Raw genomic sequence first — 15,848 nt, forward strand, 5'->3', positions numbered from 1 at the left:
CTAGAGTGGCGCCACTTTTTTTTCGGGGATATGCCACTGTGTGGGAACTGGTTCAAGCCGGCGGCTGGATGATGCTGCCGATCATTCTGAGTTCGATCGCCGCCACCGCCATCGTCGCGGAGCGCCTGTGGACGCTGCGCAAGAGCCGCGTCGCGCCGCCCGAGCTGCTCGGCCAGGTGTGGAAGCAGATCAAGGGCAAGCAACTGAGCGCCCAGAAGCTCAAGGACCTGCGCGCCAACTCGCCGCTGGGAGAGATCCTCGCCGCCGGCCTGGCCAACTCCAAGCACGGTCGCGAGATCATGAAGGAGTGCATCGAGGAGGCTGCTTCCGGTGTCATCCACGAGCTGGAGCGCTACCTCAACGCCCTCGGCACCATCGCCGCGATGGCGCCGCTGCTGGGCCTGCTGGGTACGGTGTTCGGCATGATCCAGATCTTCGGCGCCTTCATGGACAACGGCATGGCCAACTCGCCGATGCTCGCCGCGGGCATCTCCAAGGCATTGATCACCACCGCCGCCGGCCTGCTGGTGGCGATTCCGGCGGTGTTCTTCCATCGCTACCTGCTGCGGCGGGTCGACGAACTGGTGATCGCCATGGAGCAGGAGGCCATCAAGCTGGTGGAAGTGGTGCAGGGCGATCGTGAAGTCGACTACGTCGAGGAAGGCAAAGCGTGAAATTCCGCCGCAGACGGGCGGGTGCCGCCCGTGAAGACGTCTTCATCAACCTGGCGTCGCTGATCGACGTGATCTTCGTCCTGCTGCTGTTCTTCGTGGTCAGTACCACCTTCACCCGCCCCGAGCAGCTCAACATCGAGCTGCCATCGGCGGAGAGCGGCGAAACCGCCGGCACCGAGCAGAAGCAACTGGAACTCTCGGTGGATGCCGAGGGGCACTACGCCCTGAACGGGCAGGCGCTGGCCAAGAGCGACCTGGCCACCCTGATGGCGGCGATGCAGCGTGAATCGGCGGGCGACAACAACCTGCCGGTGGTGATCAGCGCCGATGCCAAGTCCACCCACCAGTCGGTGGTCACGGCGATGGACGCAGCGGGTAAGCTGGGCTTCGTCCACCTGCGCATCACCACGGTCGAGAACACGGCGGCCAAGCCCTGATGTCGTTCTCCGAGCGACTGCTCGCCGCCTGGTACCAGGGGCATCCGGCGCTGGCGCTGCTGCGTCCGCTGGAGGCTCTCTATCGCCGGGTGGCGAACGGCCGCCGGGCGGACTTCCTGTCCGGGCGCAAGCCCGCCTACCGGGCACCGCTGCCGGTGCTGGTGGTAGGCAACATCACCGTCGGCGGAACCGGCAAGACGCCGATGATCCTCTGGATGATCGAGCACTGCAGGGCTCGTGGCTTGCGGGTTGGCGTGATCAGCCGCGGCTATGGTGCCCGGCCGCCCACCACGCCGTGGCGGGTGCGGGCCGAGCAGGACGCCGCGGAGGCCGGCGACGAACCGCTGATGATCGTCCGGCGCAGCGGCGTGCCGCTGATGATCGACCCGGATCGTCCGCGCGCCCTGCAGGCGCTGCTCGCCGAAGAGCAGTTGGACCTGGTCCTCTGCGACGATGGCTTGCAGCACTATCGCCTGGCGCGCGATCTGGAGCTGGTGCTGATCGATGCCGCGCGCGGTCTCGGCAATGGTCGTTGCCTGCCGGCCGGTCCGTTGCGCGAACCGGCGGAGCGTCTGGAAAGCGTCGACGCGCTGCTTTACAACGGCGCCGACGAGGATCCCGACGGCGGTTACGCATTCCGCTTGCAGCCTACCGCGCTGATCAACCTGCAGAGCGGCGAGCGCCGACCGCTGGAGCATTTTCCCGCGGGCCAGGAGGTCCATGCCCTGGCCGGGATCGGCAATCCGCAGCGTTTCTTCAGGACGCTCGAGGCGCTACACTGGCGGGCGATTCCGCATGCCTTCCCGGATCACGCGACCTACACGGCGGCCGAACTGGCGTTCAGCCCGCCACTGCCGCTGCTGATGACCGAGAAGGATGCCGTTAAATGCCGGGCTTTCGCAGCGGCCGACTGGTGGTACCTGGCGGTCGATGCGGTGCCTTCCCCAGCATTCGTCGCCTGGTTCGACGCCCGACTCGAGCATCTCCTGGCGCGCTGACCGGCGGCCATGCCGCCATTGTATGAAGGACTCCGCCATGGACCCGAAACTCCTCGATATCCTTGCCTGCCCGTTGACCAAGGGCCCGCTGGTGCTCAGCGAAGACAAGACCGAACTGATCAGCAAGCAGGCCGGCCTGGCCTATCCGATCCGCGACGGCATCCCGGTGATGCTGGAGAGCGAGGCTCGCTCCCTGAACGTGGACGAGCGGCTGGACAAGTAATGACCCAGGCGTTCACTGTCGTCATTCCCGCCCGCTACGCCTCCACTCGTCTGCCCGGCAAGCCATTGCAGGATATCGCCGGCCAGCCAATGATCCAGCGCGTCTGGAACCAGGCCCGCAAGAGCGCCGCCAGCCGCGTGGTCGTCGCCACCGACGACGAACGCATCCTGGCGGCGTGCCAGGGGTTCGGCGCCGAGGCGCTGCTGACACGTGCCGAGCACAACTCCGGCACCGATCGCCTGGAGGAAGTCGCTTCCCGGCTTGGCCTGGCCAGCGATGCCATCGTGGTCAACGTCCAGGGCGACGAGCCGCTGATCCCTCCGGCGCTCATCGACCAGGTGGCGGCCAACCTGGCGGCGCACCCGGAAGCTGCCATCGCTACCCTGGCCGAGCCGATCCATGAGGTCTCCGCGCTGTTCAATCCGAACGTGGTCAAGGTCGCCACCGACATCGACGGCCTGGCCCTGACTTTCAGTCGTGCGCCCTTGCCCTGGGCTCGCGACGCCTTCGCCCGCGATCGCGACAGCCTGCCGGAGGGCGTGCCCTATCGTCGCCATATCGGCATCTATGCCTACCGCGTGGGGTTCCTTGCCGATTTCGTCGCCTGGGGACCGTGCTGGCTGGAGAACGCCGAGAGCCTCGAGCAGTTGCGCGCGCTCTGGCACGGGGTGCGAATCCATGTGGCCGATGCCCGCGAAACCATGCTTCCGGGCGTGGATACGGTGGAAGACCTCGAACGCGTTCGCCGCGTGCTGGGGGGCTGATGCGCGTCCTGTTCGTCTGCCTGGGCAACATCTGCCGGTCGCCCACCGCCGAAGGCGTGTTCCGGCGCAAGGTCGAGGAGGCCGGTCTGGCCTCCCGTATCCATGTCGATTCCGCCGGCACCGCCGGCTGGCATGTCGGCAAGGCACCTGACCAGCGCACCCGCCTGACCGCGCAAAGGCGCGGCTACGATCTGTCGGCACTGCGTGGACGCCAGGTCGGCATCGAGGATTTCTCCTGCCATGACCTGATCCTGGCCATGGACCTGTCCAACCTGGCCGACCTCGAGATCCTGCGTGCCGGGCGCGGTGCCGCCGAACTGGATCTGTTCCTGCGTCGCTACGGATCCGAGCGGGACGAAGTACCCGATCCCTACTATGGCGGCGAAGAAGGCTTCGAGCAGGTCCTCGACCTGATCGAACATGCCTGCGACCGTCTGTTGATCGAAGCCAAGGGGCGACTGTGAGCCTGGAACTGCAAGAGCATTGCTCGCTGAAGCCCTATAACACCTTCCGCATCGACGTGCGCGCCCGCCTGCTGGCTCACGCCCGGGACGAGGCCGATGTGCGCGAAGCCCTGGCCCTGGCTCGGGCGCGTGGATTGCCGCTGCTGGTGATCGGTGGTGGTAGCAACCTGCTGCTGACCCGTGACGTCGAGGCGCTGGTATTGCGCATGGCCAGCCAGGGGCGGCGAATTGTTTCCGATGCCGCGGATTCGGTGCTGGTCGAGGCGGAGGCGGGCGAGGCCTGGGACCCATTCGTGCAATGGAGCCTGGAACAGGGCCTGGCCGGTCTGGAAAATCTCAGCCTGATTCCCGGCACCGTGGGTGCGGCGCCGATGCAGAACATCGGTGCCTATGGCGTGGAGCTGAAGGATGTCTTCGACAGCCTGACGGCGCTGGATCGCCAGGGTGGAACCCTGCGTGAGTTCGATCGCCAGGCCTGCCGTTTCGGCTACCGCGACAGCTTGTTCAAGCAGGAGCCGGATCGCTGGCTGATCCTCCGCGTGCGCCTGCGCCTGACGCGGCGGGAGAGGCTGCACCTGGACTACGGGCCGGTACGCCAGCGCCTGGAGGAGGAGGGCATCGCCAGTCCGACGGCCAGGGACGTAAGCCGGGTAATCTGCGCCATTCGCCGGGAGAAGCTGCCCGACCCCGCCGTGTTGGGCAATGCCGGCAGCTTCTTCAAGAACCCGCTGGTGGATGCGGCGCAGGCCGAACGCTTGCGTCAGGCCTTCCCGGATCTGGTCGGCTATCCGCAGGCGGACGGTCGGCTGAAGCTGGCTGCAGGCTGGCTGATCGATAAGGGCGGCTGGAAGGGTTTCCGCGATGGCCCGGTGGGGGTGCACGCGCAGCAGGCGCTGGTCCTGGTCAACCATGGCGGCGCCACCGGTGCTCAGGTCCAGGCATTGGCGGAGCGTATCCAGGAGGACGTCCGTCGGCGTTTCGGTGTCGAATTGGAGCCTGAGCCCAATCTCTACTGAGGGTGCGGCTGGAGAATGAAAAAGGGATGCCGGCGGCATCCCTTTTTCATTGTGCGTGTTCGGCGGCTCTGGTCATGACGGGCGCGGAATGGCGCGCAAAAAAAAGGGGATGCCATGGCATCCCCTTTTTTCAGCCTGTCACTCAGGCATGCGGGCGCGAGGTTTCGCTTTCCTCGGTCTTTTTCGCGTGCTCCGTGTCGGCGGCATCTTCGCCGGAAGCTTCAGGCTCGGCCTGTACCGCTTCCTGGGCTTCGTCCGCCTGGGACGGAGCGTCGGCCTGGGCGGTTTCTTCAACCTGGGGTGCGGCAGGTTCCTCCTGGGTCGACGCTTCCTCGCTCGCTACAGCCGGGATCTCCTCGGCAGCGGGAGCGGCCTGAGCTGCCGCTTCGGCTGCTGCTGCGGCTTCGCGTGCCAGACGCTCGGCTTCGCGTTGCAGGCGACGTTTTTCCCTTGGGTCGTTGAGGGCGCGGCCGGTCGCGTTGGCCGGCACCGCCGCGATGGCCGGGGTCGGCTCCTCGGTGGCTGCGGGCTCGCTAGGGGCTGCTGCTTCGACGGTCACCGGGGCGGCAACTTCTTCGGCCGCTTCCGTTGCCGGTTGCACGGCGCTCTCGGCGTCTTCGCGGCTTTCCACGCTTTCGCTGGCGAAGGGAGCTTCTTCAGTGGCTTGCGCGACCAGCAGAGTGCTCTGGTCGGCTTCGTCCCGGACCACGCTGACGGTCACCGGCGCTTCGATGTCGGCGGTTTCGCCGGCATTGGCCTCGGTGTCCGCGCCCTGGGTTTCGACGGCTTCGCTGGTCGGTGCGTCGGTTTCATCGCTTGCCGTGGTTTCGCTGGCAGCCTCGCTGGTAGTGGCCGGGGCTTGCTCCACGTTTGCTTCTACGGCTTCGCTGGCGACAGCGATACCGGCAGCGGCGGCGGCTGCGACGGTGTTCAGCGGCGCGGCGGCGTTGTCGGTCGCCTCGCTGCCTTCCAGCTCACCGCTGACCTCGCGCTGGCGTTCGCGGCGGTTGCTGCGACGACGCTGGCCGCGGGAGCGGCGGCGCGGGCGCTCGCCATCGGTATCGTCCTGCTCGTCCTGCTCCAGGCTCTCGTCGTTCGGCAGCGCCTCGGCTTCCAGGGCCGCGGCGTCGCGAGCCTGGCGATCCTCGCGCGGCTGGCGCTCTTCGCGGGCCGGGCGCTCGGCGCGTTCTTCACGGCCTTCGCGGGGTTGGCGCTCTTCGCGAGCCGGGCGTTCGGCGCGCTCTTCGCGGCGGCGTTCGCTGCGTTCCTCGCGACCTTCGCGGCCTTCGCGCGGCTGGCGTTCTTCGCGGGGCGTCCGCTCGGCGCGCTCTTCACGGCCTTCGCGCGGCTGGCGCTCCTCTCGAGCCGGGCGCTCGGCGCGCTCTTCGCGGCGGCGTTCGCTGCGCTCTTCGCGGTTCGGGCGTTCGGCGCGCTCTTCGCGCGGTTGACGCTCTGCGCGTTCCTCGCGGGGCTTGCGCTCTTCGTCGCGGCGATTGCCATCGCGGCCATCGCGGCGGCGGTTCTGCTGGCGGCCGTTGCGACGCTCGTCCTGGCGGGTTTGGCGCTCGGCAGCCGGCTTGCTGGTTTCAGCAGGCTTGGCGGCAGGTTGATCCTTGCCTGCGAACAGGCCGACCAGGGACTTCACCAGGCCCTGGAACAGGCTCGGCTCGGGCATCGGCTTGGCCGGCTCGACCGGTGCTTCGGTGTGTTGCGGTGCGGGCTGCTGGGGAGCGACGGTCTTGACTGCTGCTTCCTGGCGGACCAGGGTGCGGGTCGAACTGACCGGCTGGGCTTCTTCGTGCTCGACGGCGGCCATTTCGTAGCTGGTCTGGCCGGCAACCAGTTCGGGGCTGTCATCGCGCAGACGCTGGACTTCGAAATGCGGGGTTTCCAGATGATCGTCCGGCAGGATGAAGATGCGCGCGCGGGTACGCAGTTCGATCTTGGTGATGGCGTTGCGCTTCTCGTTGAGCAGGAAGGCGGCGACCTGGAAGGGCACGCGGGCGCGGACTTCCGCGGTGCGGTCCTTCAGGGCTTCTTCCTCGATCAGGCGCAGGATGGCCAGCGACAGCGACTCGACGTCGCGGATGATGCCCTGGCCGTTGCAGCGCGGGCAGACGATGCCGCTGGTCTCGCCGAGGGACGGACGCAGGCGCTGGCGGGACATTTCCAGCAGGCCGAAGCGCGAGATGCGACCGACCTGGACGCGCGCGCGGTCGGCCTCGAGGGCTTCGCGGACACGCTCTTCCACGGCGCGCTGGTTCTTCGCCGGGGTCATGTCGATGAAGTCGATGACGATCAGGCCGCCGATATCACGCAGGCGTAGCTGGCGGGCGATTTCCTCGGCCGCTTCCAGGTTGGTCTGCAGGGCGGTTTCCTCGATGTCGCCGCCCTTGGTGGCGCGCGCCGAGTTGATGTCGATGGAAACCAGGGCCTCGGTCGGGTCGATGACGATGGAGCCGCCGGACGGCAGCTTCACTTCGCGCTGGAAGGCGGTCTCGATCTGGCTCTCGATCTGGAAGCGATTGAACAGCGGAACGCTGTCCTGGTACAGCTTCACCTTGCTGGCGTACTGCGGCATCACCTGGCGGATGAAGTTCAGGGCTTCTTCCTGGGCGTCGATGCTGTCGATCAGCACTTCGCCGATGTCCTGGCGCAGGTAGTCGCGGATGGCGCGGATGATGACGTTGCTTTCCTGGTAGATCAGGAAGGGTGCGCCACGTTCGCCGGAAGCTTCCTTGATCGCGCTCCACAGTTGCAGCAGGTAGTCGAGGTCCCACTGCAGTTCCTCGGTGCTGCGGCCGAGGCCGGCGGTGCGCACGATCAGGCCCATGTCGGCCGGTGCGTTGAGGCCGTTCAGGGCCTCGCGCAGCTCGTTGCGCTCTTCGCCTTCGATGCGGCGGGAAATGCCACCGGCGCGCGGGTTGTTCGGCATCAGCACCAGGTAACGGCCGGCCAGGCTGATGAAGGTGGTCAGGGCGGCGCCCTTGTTGCCGCGCTCTTCCTTCTCGACCTGGACGATGACTTCCTGGCCTTCGCTCAGGACTTCCTTGATGTTGATCCGGCCTTCGGGGGATTTCTTGAAGTATTCGCGGGAGATTTCTTTGAGGGGGAGGAAGCCGTGGCGTTCGGCGCCGAAGTCGACGAAGGCGGCTTCGAGGCTGGGTTCGACGCGAGTGATGCGGCCTTTGTAGATGTTGGCCTTCTTCTGCTCGCGGGCGCCCGACTCGATGTCGAGGTCGAACAGGCGTTGGCCGTCGACCAGTGCAACACGCAACTCCTCGGGTTGAGTCGCGTTGATCAGCATTCTTTTCATGTAGTACCAATGGTTTCCGGGGCTACCGGAAACGGCGATCGGCACACACGACTCTCACGGTCGGTGCTCGGGCGCGTATTCAGGAATGGCGGGCCATTCCCGTGTCCAGCGGCGCTCGGCACTGGGTGCCGGTCCGCGACTACGTCTCCTGCTTCCTGTGTTTCAGAAGCACTTGAGTCAGGAGGAGGAATCGGCTGTCGGAGGCGGACGAAAAATGCGTCTGGATCAAGCTAGAAGCTACGCAGTCCAACAGCCGTACATCTCCACCCTACACATGTTCCTTAAGAATCGGGCGCCGCTCGCAGTATCCGGAGCGGGTTGGCATCTCGCGCTCACCGAAGTGGTCGCGGCTCATGTTTCAAGGCTTTGGTTTCGAGTCGTTAGCGGGTTGGAAATTTTCGTATTTCCGCTGAAACGCCTCTGTAGGACGGCCTGACGTCCGTTCAAAGTGTTTGCAGGCGAGGGGGAAATGCAGGTTGGCAATCATCCGCAGGCCAGGCCGCTTATGGCGGCTTCCCGACTATAGCAGCAATGATTAAGTGCTTCAATTGAATGAAAAATTGTTATGATGTACGGATGACTACTCCCGCCTCTCCGACCACCGGTGTCCAGCTGCTCGATGTGCCGCCGGAACTGGCTGGTCAACGTATCGACAATTTCCTTATCGCCCGTCTCAAGGGTGCGCCCAAGACCCTGATCTATCGCATCCTGCGTAAGGGCGAAGTGCGCGTGAACAAGGGGCGGATCAAGCCCGACTATCGGCTCCAGGCCGGAGACCAGGTGCGCGTGCCACCGCTGCGCCTGGCCGAGCGCGATGAGCCTGCGCCCCTGGCGCAGGGGCTGCTGGAGCGGATGGAGGCGGCGATCGTCTACGAGGACAAGGCGCTGATCGTGCTCAACAAGCCCGCCGGGATCGCCGTGCATGGCGGCAGTGGCGTGAGCGCCGGGGTCATCGAGGTGTTTCGCCAGTTGCGCCCCGATGCCAAGGATATCGAATTGGTGCATCGTCTCGATCGCGATACCTCCGGTCTGCTGATGATCGCCAAGAAGCGCAGCATGTTGCGTCACCTGCATGAGGCCCTGCGGGGCGAGAAGATCGTCGACAAGCGCTATCACGCCCTGGTCCGTGGCCACTGGCCGGCTGGCAAGAAGAACGTGCGCGCGCCGCTGCTGAAGAACAACCTGCGTTCGGGCGAGCGGATGGTGGAGGTGAACGTCGAGGGCAAGGACGCGCTGACCGAGTTCCGGGTGCTGCGTCGCTTCGGCGATTTCGCCACCCTGGTGGAAGCGCGCCCGATCACCGGGCGGACCCACCAGATCCGCGTGCATGCCAAGCATGCCGGGCATGCCATCGCCGGTGACCCGAAGTATGGCGACGAGGATTTCTCCCGCGAGATCCGCGAGCTGGGCGGCAAGCGCCTGTTCCTGCATGCCGCGCAGTTGCGCGTGCCGCTGCCCGACGGGCAGGTGCTGGAGCTGGAGGCGTCGGTGGACGAGATGTGGCAGCGTTCGCTGGAGCGTTTGAATGACTGACTACGCGTTGCTGGTATTCGATTGGGACGGCACCCTGGTCGACTCGATCGCGCGCATCGTCGATTCGATGAAGGCGGCGGCGCGGGAAACCGCTCTGCCGGAGCGGGACGATACCCGGATCAAGGGCATCATCGGCCTCGGCTTGCCCGAGGCGATCGCTTCGCTCTATCCGGAGGTTGGCGATCCTGCCCTGGTCGAGCGTTTCCGGCGCGCCTACAGCGAGCATTACCTGGCGCAGGAGGCGCAGCCGTCGCGGTTGTTCCCCGGCGTGGCCGAAGCCATGATGCATTTTCGCGAGGCCGGGTTCCGCCTGGCGGTCGCCACCGGCAAGAGTCGGCGCGGCCTGGACCGGGTGCTGGCGGGGCATGGCTGGAGCGATTTCTTCGATATCACCCGCTGCGCCGACGAAACGGCCAGCAAGCCGGACCCGTTGATGCTCCACGAGATCCTGGCGCACTGCCGGGTCGAGCCGGGGCGGGCGCTGATGATCGGTGATTCGCCGTTCGACCTGGAAATGGCGCGACGGGCGGGGATGGATTCGGTTGCGGTGGCCTATGGCGCCCAATCGCTGGAGCAGTTGCGGCCTTATGCGCCGCGGCTGGAAGTTGAGCATTTCACCGAGTTGCGCGCCTGGTTGGGCGGTGCTCGACGTGAGGCGGTTTCAGGAGTGGTTGAGCATGTCTGACGAGTGGAAGTCGGAAACGCCGAAGGCGAATGACGACAAGAGCTGGAAGCTGCTGGAAAAGGCGGTCCTCGCCGGGGTCCAGGAGCAGCGGCGGGCGCGGCGCTGGGGGATATTTTTCAAGTCGCTGACCTTCATCTATCTCTTTGTCGTGCTGCTGGCCTTCAGTCCGTTCGGCAGCCTGGAGAAGTCGGCCTCGCGCAGCGGTAGCCACACGGCATTGATCGAGGTGAAGGGCATGATCGCCGACGATGAGCCGGCCAGTGCCGACAATATCGTCACGGCCCTGCGCGCGGCGTTCAAGGACGAGGGTACCAAGGGGATCGTCCTGCGGATCAACAGTCCGGGCGGCAGTCCGGTGCAGTCGGGCTATATCTATGACGAGATTCGTCGCCTGCGCGGCGAGCACCCGAACGTCAAGGTCTATGCGGTGATCAGCGACCTGGGTGCCTCCGGCGCCTACTACATCGCCAGCGCCGCCGACCAGATCTACGCCGACAAGGCCAGCCTGGTCGGCTCCATCGGCGTGACGGCGGCCAGCTTCGGTTTCGTCGGCACCATGGAGAAGCTCGGTGTCGAGCGGCGCGTCTATACCTCCGGCGAGCACAAGTCGTTCCTCGATCCTTTCCAGCCGCAAAAGCCCGAGGAGACTCAGTTCTGGCAGCAGGTGCTGGATACTACCCACAAGCAGTTCATCGACAGCGTGAAAAAAGGGCGCGGCGACCGGCTCAAGGTCGAGGGGCACCCGGAGCTGTTCTCGGGTCTGGTCTGGTCCGGCGAGCAGGCATTGCAGTTGGGTTTGATCGACGGCCTGGGCAATGCCAGCTATGTGGCGCGCGAAGTGGTGAAGGAGAAGAAGATCGAGGACTACACCGTGCAGGAGTCGCCGTTCGATCGCTTCGCCAAGAAGTTCGGTGCCAGTGTGGCGGAGCGCCTCGCGCTGTGGATGGGTTGGCAGGGCCCGGTATTGCGCTGAGAGCAGAGCGTTTCCCTTCCTTATATAAAGAAGCCCGGCCGAAGCCGGGCTTCTTTCATATGGGAATGCCGGCTCAGGGGATTTCGACGCCTTCCTCGAGGAGCATGTCGACCAGGCGGATCAGGGGTAGTCCCACCAGGCTGGTGGCGTCCTCTCCTTCGGTGGCGCGGAACAGGCTGACGCCCAGGCCTTCTGCCTTGAAGCTGCCGGCGCAGTCCAGCGGGCGTTCCGCTTCGACGTAGCGGCGGATGCGGCTCTCGTCGAGGTGGCGGAAGTGCACGGTGAACGGCACGCACGCCACCTGGATGCGCCGGCTGGCGCTGTTGAGAAGGGCCAGTCCGGTGAGGAAGGTTACGCTCTTGCCGCTGGCGTTCCGTAGCTGCTGGATGGCGCGTTCGGGGGTATGCGGCTTGCCGAGGATGTCGCCGTCGAGCACGGCGACCTGGTCGGAGCCGATCACCAGGTGTTGCGGATAGCGTCCGGCCAGCGCTTCGGCCTTGCTGGCGGAAAGGCGGCGCACCAGTTCCTCGGCATTTTCCCCGGGGCGATGGCTTTCGTCGATATCGGGGCTGGCGCTTTCGAAGGGAAGGCGCAGGCGGGTCAGGAGTTCGCGTCGGTAGGGGGAGCTGGAGGCGAGGATCAGGTCGGGCATGAGGTTCTCCATGGCGAGCGGCCGATTTTAACGAAAAGACTCGTCCTTACAGCGGTTTATGGCTAATTTCCTTTGACAGGCGCGGGGGCGTCCCTATAATGGCGCGCTTATGTTGAATGGGCCGATTCCACCTCATATCGATCCGCGCAAGTTGGTCGACCGCGGCGCCACCCTCGAGGGTGTGTACGCGCTCGCCGATATGCCGCGTGTATGCGAGCAACTGACCAGCGATGCCGGTGAGGTGCGCGTGAAGGTTTCCTTCGAGCGCGACCACCAGAAGCTGGCGGTCATGCATATGCAGCTCGATACCGAGGTGAGCATGGTATGCCAACGCTGCCTGGATGCGGCGGCCATTCCCGTGCATGGCGAATATACCTACGCCATTCTTCGGGAAGGTCAGTCCGCCGACGGTCTGCCGAAGGGGTACGATGCGCTGGAAGTGGGGGAGGAACCCCTGGACCTGCTGGCGCTGGTCGAGGACGAGCTGTTGCTCGCCTTACCCATCGTTCCGGCCCATGACCCCGAAGTATGTCAGCACCCGGCTGGATTCGTCGTCGAAGACGAGCCGGAGTCGAGCGAAGTCGAGGACAAGCGTCCTAATCCGTTCAGCGTACTGGCACAGTTGAAGCGTGACCCAAACGTTTAGGAGTTAATCAATCATGGCTGTTCAGCAGAACAAAAAGTCTCGTTCCGCTCGTGACATGCGTCGTTCCCACGATGCGCTCGAGTCCAATGCTCTGTCCGTGGAAAAGAGCACCGGTGAAGTCCACCTGCGCCACCACGTATCCCCGGACGGCTTCTATCGCGGCCGTAAGGTAGTAGACAAGGGTTCCGACGAGTAATCCTTGTCCGCACCAATCATCGCGATTGATGCAATGGGTGGGGACTTCGGTCCCCACTGCGTTGTTCCGGCCTCTATTGCCTTCCTGGCCGAGAATTCCTCTTCGCAACTGATCCTCGTCGGTCAGCCTGCCCTCCTCGAAGAACTCCTTTCCCGCTATCCGTCGCTCGACCGGCAGCGCCTGCGCGTGCATGCGGCCAGCGAAGTGATAGGTTCTGACGAACGTCCCTCCCAGGCCTTGCGTGGCAAGCCGGACGCTTCCATGCGCGTGGCGCTGGAGCTGGTCCGCGACGGCCGGGCGCACGCGTGCGTCAGTGCCGGCAATACCGGGGCGTTGATGGCGCTGTCCCGGCACCTGCTGAAGACCCTGCCCGGTATCGACCGCCCTGCGATGGTGACGGCGGTTCCGACCGAGAAGGGGCATTGTCATCTGCTCGACCTCGGCGCCAACGTGGATTGCAGTGCCGAGCATCTCTACCAGTTCGCGGTGATGGGCGCGGTGGCGGCAGAGGCGTTGGGCTGCGTCTCGCCCCGGGTCGCCCTGCTCAACGTGGGAGTCGAGGAGATCAAGGGCAACCAGCAGGTCAAGCTGGCGGCGAGCCTGTTGCAGAAGGCCCAGGGGTTGAATTTCAGCGGATATATAGAAGGCGATGGCCTGTATCGCGGCGAGGCCGACGTGGTGGTCTGCGACGGTTTCGTCGGCAACATCCTGCTGAAGGCCAGCGAAGGCCTGGCGGCCATGGTGTCGGCGCGGATCGAACAGCGCTTCCGCGATGGACTGGCGGCGAAGCTGGTCGGTGCGCTGGCGTTGCCGCTGCTGCGCCGGCTGCGCGGCGACATCGCTCCGGCACGTTATAACGGCGCCAGTTTCCTCGGATTGCAGGGGATAGTGGTGAAAAGCCATGGGTCTGCCGCCGAGGAGGGTTTCCAGAGCGCCTTGCGTCGCGCGGCACTGGAAGTCCGGGAAAACCTGCCGCAACGATTGCATGGCCGTCTGGAGCATCTGCTGCTCTAATGTGTGACCGGGCGGTCCAGGCAGCCATCCAACACTCAGTTTCCTGCGCCAGTCGCGGCTGGCGCGTTATCTCCGACGAGCAAAAGACCACAAGGGACCTATTCAATGTCTGCATCCCTCGCATTCGTCTTCCCCGGCCAGGGTTCGCAATCCCTCGGCATGCTGGCCGAGTTGGGCGCCCAGCAGGCGCTGGTGCGCGATACCTTCGCCGAGGCCTCCGAGGCGCTCGGTTACGACCTTTGGGCGCTGGTCCAGAATGGACCTGAAGAGCGCCTGAACCAGACCGACAAGACCCAGCCGGCCATCCTCACGGTTTCGATCGCGCTCTGGCGCCTCTGGCTGGCCGAGGGCGGGGCGCGCCCGGCGTTCGTCGCCGGGCACAGCCTGGGCGAATATTCCGCATTGGTCGCGGCGGAAAGCCTGGCGTTCGCCGATGCGGTCAAGCTGGTCGAGCGTAGGGGCCAACTGATGCAGCAGGCGGTTCCGGCGGGGCAGGGCGGCATGGCCGCGATCCTTGGCCTGGAAGACGCCGATGTATTGGCGGCCTGTGCCGAGGCGGCCCAGGGCGAGGTGGTCAGCGCGGTCAACTTCAACGCGCCGGGGCAGGTAGTGATCGCCGGTGCCGCGGCTGCCGTTGAGCGTGCCATCGAGGCATGCAAGGCACGCGGCGCCAAGCGCGCGGTGGCGCTGCCGGTCAGCGTGCCGTCGCATTGCGAACTGATGCGTCCGGCCGCCGAGCAGTTCGCCGCCTCGGTCGAAAGCCTGCAGTGGCAGGCGCCGAAGATTGCGCTGGTGCAGAACGTCAGCGCCGCCGTGCCGGCTGATCTCGATACGCTGCGCCGCGACCTGCTGGCGCAGCTGTACAGCCCGGTTCGCTGGGTGGAGAGCGTCCAGCTGCTGGCGGAAAAGGGTGTCACCGAGCTGGTCGAGTGCGGGCCGGGCAAGGTCCTGGCAGGCCTCAACAGGCGCTGTGCGAAGGGCATCAATACCCATGGTCTGGATGGCGTCGAGGCGTTCGCCGCCACGCGCGCCGCCCTGGCCTGAGAGAGAGAAAGGAGAGAATCCCATGAGTCTGCAAGGTAAGGTCGCATTGGTAACCGGCGCCAGCCGTGGCATCGGCCAGGCGATTGCGCTGGAACTGGGGCGCCTGGGTGCCGTGGTCATCGGCACCGCGACCAGCGCGTCCGGCGCCGAGAAGATCGCCGAAACCCTCAAGGCCAATGGCGTCGAGGGTGCGGGCCTGGTCCTGGACGTTTCCAGCGACGAATCCGTAGCCGCGACCCTGGAGCACATCCAGCAGCATCTCGGCCAACCGCTGATCGTGGTCAATAACGCCGGCATCACCCGCGATAATCTGCTGGTGCGCATGAAAGACGACGAGTGGTTCGATGTGGTCAACACCAACCTGAACAGTCTCTACCGTCTGTCGAAAGCCGTTCTGCGCGGTATGACCAAGGCCCGCTGGGGGCGCATCATCAACATCGGTTCCGTGGTCGGCGCCATGGGCAATGCCGGGCAAACCAACTATGCCGCGGCGAAGGCCGGCCTGGAGGGCTTCACCCGTGCGCTGGCCCGGGAAGTCGGTTCGCGTGCCATTACCGTGAATGCGGTGGCACCGGGCTTCATCGACACCGACATGACCCGCGAGCTGCCGGAAGCCCAGCGCGAAGCGCTGCTGGGCCAGATTCCGCTGGGTCGCCTGGGGCAGGCGGAAGAGATCGCCAAGGTGGTCGGCTTCCTCGCTTCGGACGGCGCAGCCTATGTGACCGGGGCCACCGTGCCGGTCAATGGTGGGATGTACATGAGCTGAATGTGACGTTACCTTTCTCGGGTCTGTCATAAGCGCTGTCTAGAATTCGTTGCGGAATTGCAGCCGGGTTATTAGATAGAATTATCGAAGTGGCCGTGGGAAGGTGAGGCGTTCAGCTTGAAAAGCAGAAAACCCTTTCTATACACTTACCCGCAGCCCAGCTGCTCGGATTTTCCATAGGAGTGAAAACAAGGTATGAGCACCATCGAAGAACGCGTTAAGAAGATCGTCGCTGAACAACTCGGCGTGAAGGAAGAAGAAGTCACCAACAGCGCTTCCTTCGTCGAAGACCTGGGCGCCGACTCCCTTGACACCGTCGAGCTGGTGATGGCTCTGGAAGAGGAATTCGAGACCGAAATCCCTGACGAGAAAGCTGAAAAGATCACCACCGTTCAGGAAGCCATCGACTACATCGTTGCTCACCAGCAATAAGTAGTCGTCGGATTT

General features: G+C 65.1%; 18 protein-coding genes. 16 read left to right on the forward strand and 2 right to left on the reverse strand.

What is annotated here, in order from left to right; translation table 11 throughout:
- The first annotated feature begins 38 nt into the window (after positions 1-38).
- The 7 genes from HMPREF2886_RS17280 to murB are packed head-to-tail and all read left to right on the forward strand — an operon-like array spanning position 39 to position 4,576.
- Positions 39-674, forward strand: a complete 636-nt coding sequence (locus tag HMPREF2886_RS17280) for a MotA/TolQ/ExbB proton channel family protein (RefSeq protein WP_003091163.1) — start codon at positions 39-41, stop codon at positions 672-674.
- Positions 671-1,111: an ExbD/TolR family protein gene (locus tag HMPREF2886_RS17285; protein ID WP_003091161.1), complete on the forward strand. Its 441-nt coding sequence runs from the start codon at positions 671-673 to the stop codon at positions 1,109-1,111. Before HMPREF2886_RS17280 ends, HMPREF2886_RS17285 begins: the two co-directional genes overlap by 4 nt.
- Entirely contained in the window at positions 1,111-2,109 is a 999-nt protein-coding gene (gene lpxK, locus HMPREF2886_RS17290; protein WP_003091159.1) for a tetraacyldisaccharide 4'-kinase, read from the forward strand. Before HMPREF2886_RS17285 ends, lpxK begins: the two co-directional genes overlap by 1 nt.
- 37 nt (positions 2,110-2,146) lie before the next feature.
- Positions 2,147-2,332 carry a Trm112 family protein gene (locus HMPREF2886_RS17295; protein WP_003091157.1) on the forward strand — a complete coding sequence of 62 codons (186 nt, stop codon included), beginning with the start codon at positions 2,147-2,149 and terminating at the stop codon, positions 2,330-2,332.
- The gene (kdsB, locus tag HMPREF2886_RS17300) at positions 2,332-3,096 is read left to right on the forward strand and encodes a 3-deoxy-manno-octulosonate cytidylyltransferase (RefSeq protein ID WP_033968892.1); all 765 of its coding nucleotides are present in this window, start codon (positions 2,332-2,334) and stop codon (positions 3,094-3,096) included. Before HMPREF2886_RS17295 ends, kdsB begins: the two co-directional genes overlap by 1 nt.
- The gene (locus HMPREF2886_RS17305) at positions 3,096-3,560 is read left to right on the forward strand and encodes a low molecular weight protein-tyrosine-phosphatase (RefSeq protein ID WP_070747922.1); all 465 of its coding nucleotides are present in this window, start codon (positions 3,096-3,098) and stop codon (positions 3,558-3,560) included. Before kdsB ends, HMPREF2886_RS17305 begins: the two co-directional genes overlap by 1 nt.
- A complete protein-coding gene (gene murB, locus HMPREF2886_RS17310; RefSeq protein ID WP_042168960.1) occupies positions 3,557-4,576 on the forward strand; it encodes a UDP-N-acetylmuramate dehydrogenase in 1,020 nt (339 codons plus the stop codon). The genes HMPREF2886_RS17305 and murB overlap by 4 nt, the downstream gene beginning before the upstream one ends.
- Positions 4,577-4,718: 142 nt before the next feature.
- Here the strand turns inward: murB and rne are convergent, their stop codons facing one another.
- Positions 4,719-7,892, reverse strand: a complete 3,174-nt coding sequence (gene rne / locus HMPREF2886_RS17315) for a ribonuclease E (RefSeq protein ID WP_033975968.1) — start codon at positions 7,890-7,892, stop codon at positions 4,719-4,721.
- Between the two features lie 576 nt (positions 7,893-8,468).
- Here rne and rluC point away from each other — a divergent pair.
- Genes rluC through sppA form a run of 3 tightly spaced genes read left to right on the forward strand, consistent with a single transcriptional unit; the run spans position 8,469 to position 11,083 of the window.
- Complete coding sequence (gene rluC, locus HMPREF2886_RS17320; RefSeq protein ID WP_033975969.1) at positions 8,469-9,425, forward strand: 23S rRNA pseudouridine(955/2504/2580) synthase RluC; 957 nt, start codon at positions 8,469-8,471, stop codon at positions 9,423-9,425.
- Positions 9,418-10,110 carry an HAD-IA family hydrolase gene (locus HMPREF2886_RS17325; protein WP_033970435.1) on the forward strand — a complete coding sequence of 231 codons (693 nt, stop codon included), beginning with the start codon at positions 9,418-9,420 and terminating at the stop codon, positions 10,108-10,110. Before rluC ends, HMPREF2886_RS17325 begins: the two co-directional genes overlap by 8 nt.
- Complete coding sequence (sppA, locus tag HMPREF2886_RS17330) at positions 10,103-11,083, forward strand: signal peptide peptidase SppA (RefSeq protein WP_003091146.1); 981 nt, start codon at positions 10,103-10,105, stop codon at positions 11,081-11,083. The genes HMPREF2886_RS17325 and sppA overlap by 8 nt, the downstream gene beginning before the upstream one ends.
- 73 nt (positions 11,084-11,156) lie before the next feature.
- Here the strand turns inward: sppA and HMPREF2886_RS17335 are convergent, their stop codons facing one another.
- Positions 11,157-11,735, reverse strand: a complete 579-nt coding sequence (locus HMPREF2886_RS17335; RefSeq protein WP_058173607.1) for a Maf family protein — start codon at positions 11,733-11,735, stop codon at positions 11,157-11,159.
- 109 nt (positions 11,736-11,844) lie between these two features.
- Here HMPREF2886_RS17335 and HMPREF2886_RS17340 point away from each other — a divergent pair, with 109 nt between their 5' ends.
- From HMPREF2886_RS17340 to acpP, 6 genes are all read left to right on the forward strand, one after another.
- Positions 11,845-12,381 carry a YceD family protein gene (locus tag HMPREF2886_RS17340; RefSeq protein ID WP_003091144.1) on the forward strand — a complete coding sequence of 179 codons (537 nt, stop codon included), beginning with the start codon at positions 11,845-11,847 and terminating at the stop codon, positions 12,379-12,381.
- Between the two features lie 13 nt (positions 12,382-12,394).
- Positions 12,395-12,577 (forward strand): 50S ribosomal protein L32, encoded by a 183-nt coding sequence (gene rpmF / locus HMPREF2886_RS17345; protein WP_003091143.1) that lies wholly within the window; start codon positions 12,395-12,397, stop codon positions 12,575-12,577.
- A 3-nt stretch (positions 12,578-12,580) separates the two neighbouring features.
- On the forward strand, positions 12,581-13,591 hold the full coding sequence (gene plsX, locus HMPREF2886_RS17350) for a phosphate acyltransferase PlsX (RefSeq protein ID WP_071546725.1): 1,011 nt from the start codon (positions 12,581-12,583) through the stop codon (positions 13,589-13,591).
- Between the two features lie 105 nt (positions 13,592-13,696).
- A complete protein-coding gene (fabD, locus tag HMPREF2886_RS17355) occupies positions 13,697-14,635 on the forward strand; it encodes an ACP S-malonyltransferase (protein WP_058017670.1) in 939 nt (312 codons plus the stop codon).
- 22 nt (positions 14,636-14,657) lie between these two features.
- Positions 14,658-15,401, forward strand: a complete 744-nt coding sequence (gene fabG / locus HMPREF2886_RS17360) for a 3-oxoacyl-ACP reductase FabG (protein ID WP_003091137.1) — start codon at positions 14,658-14,660, stop codon at positions 15,399-15,401.
- A gap of 195 nt (positions 15,402-15,596) precedes the next feature.
- A complete protein-coding gene (acpP, locus tag HMPREF2886_RS17365) occupies positions 15,597-15,833 on the forward strand; it encodes an acyl carrier protein (RefSeq protein WP_003091135.1) in 237 nt (78 codons plus the stop codon).
- The last annotated feature ends 15 nt before the right edge of the window (positions 15,834-15,848 follow it).

The organism is Pseudomonas sp. HMSC066A08, from assembly GCF_001813025.1.
GTDB classification, from domain to species: domain Bacteria; phylum Pseudomonadota; class Gammaproteobacteria; order Pseudomonadales; family Pseudomonadaceae; genus Pseudomonas; species Pseudomonas aeruginosa.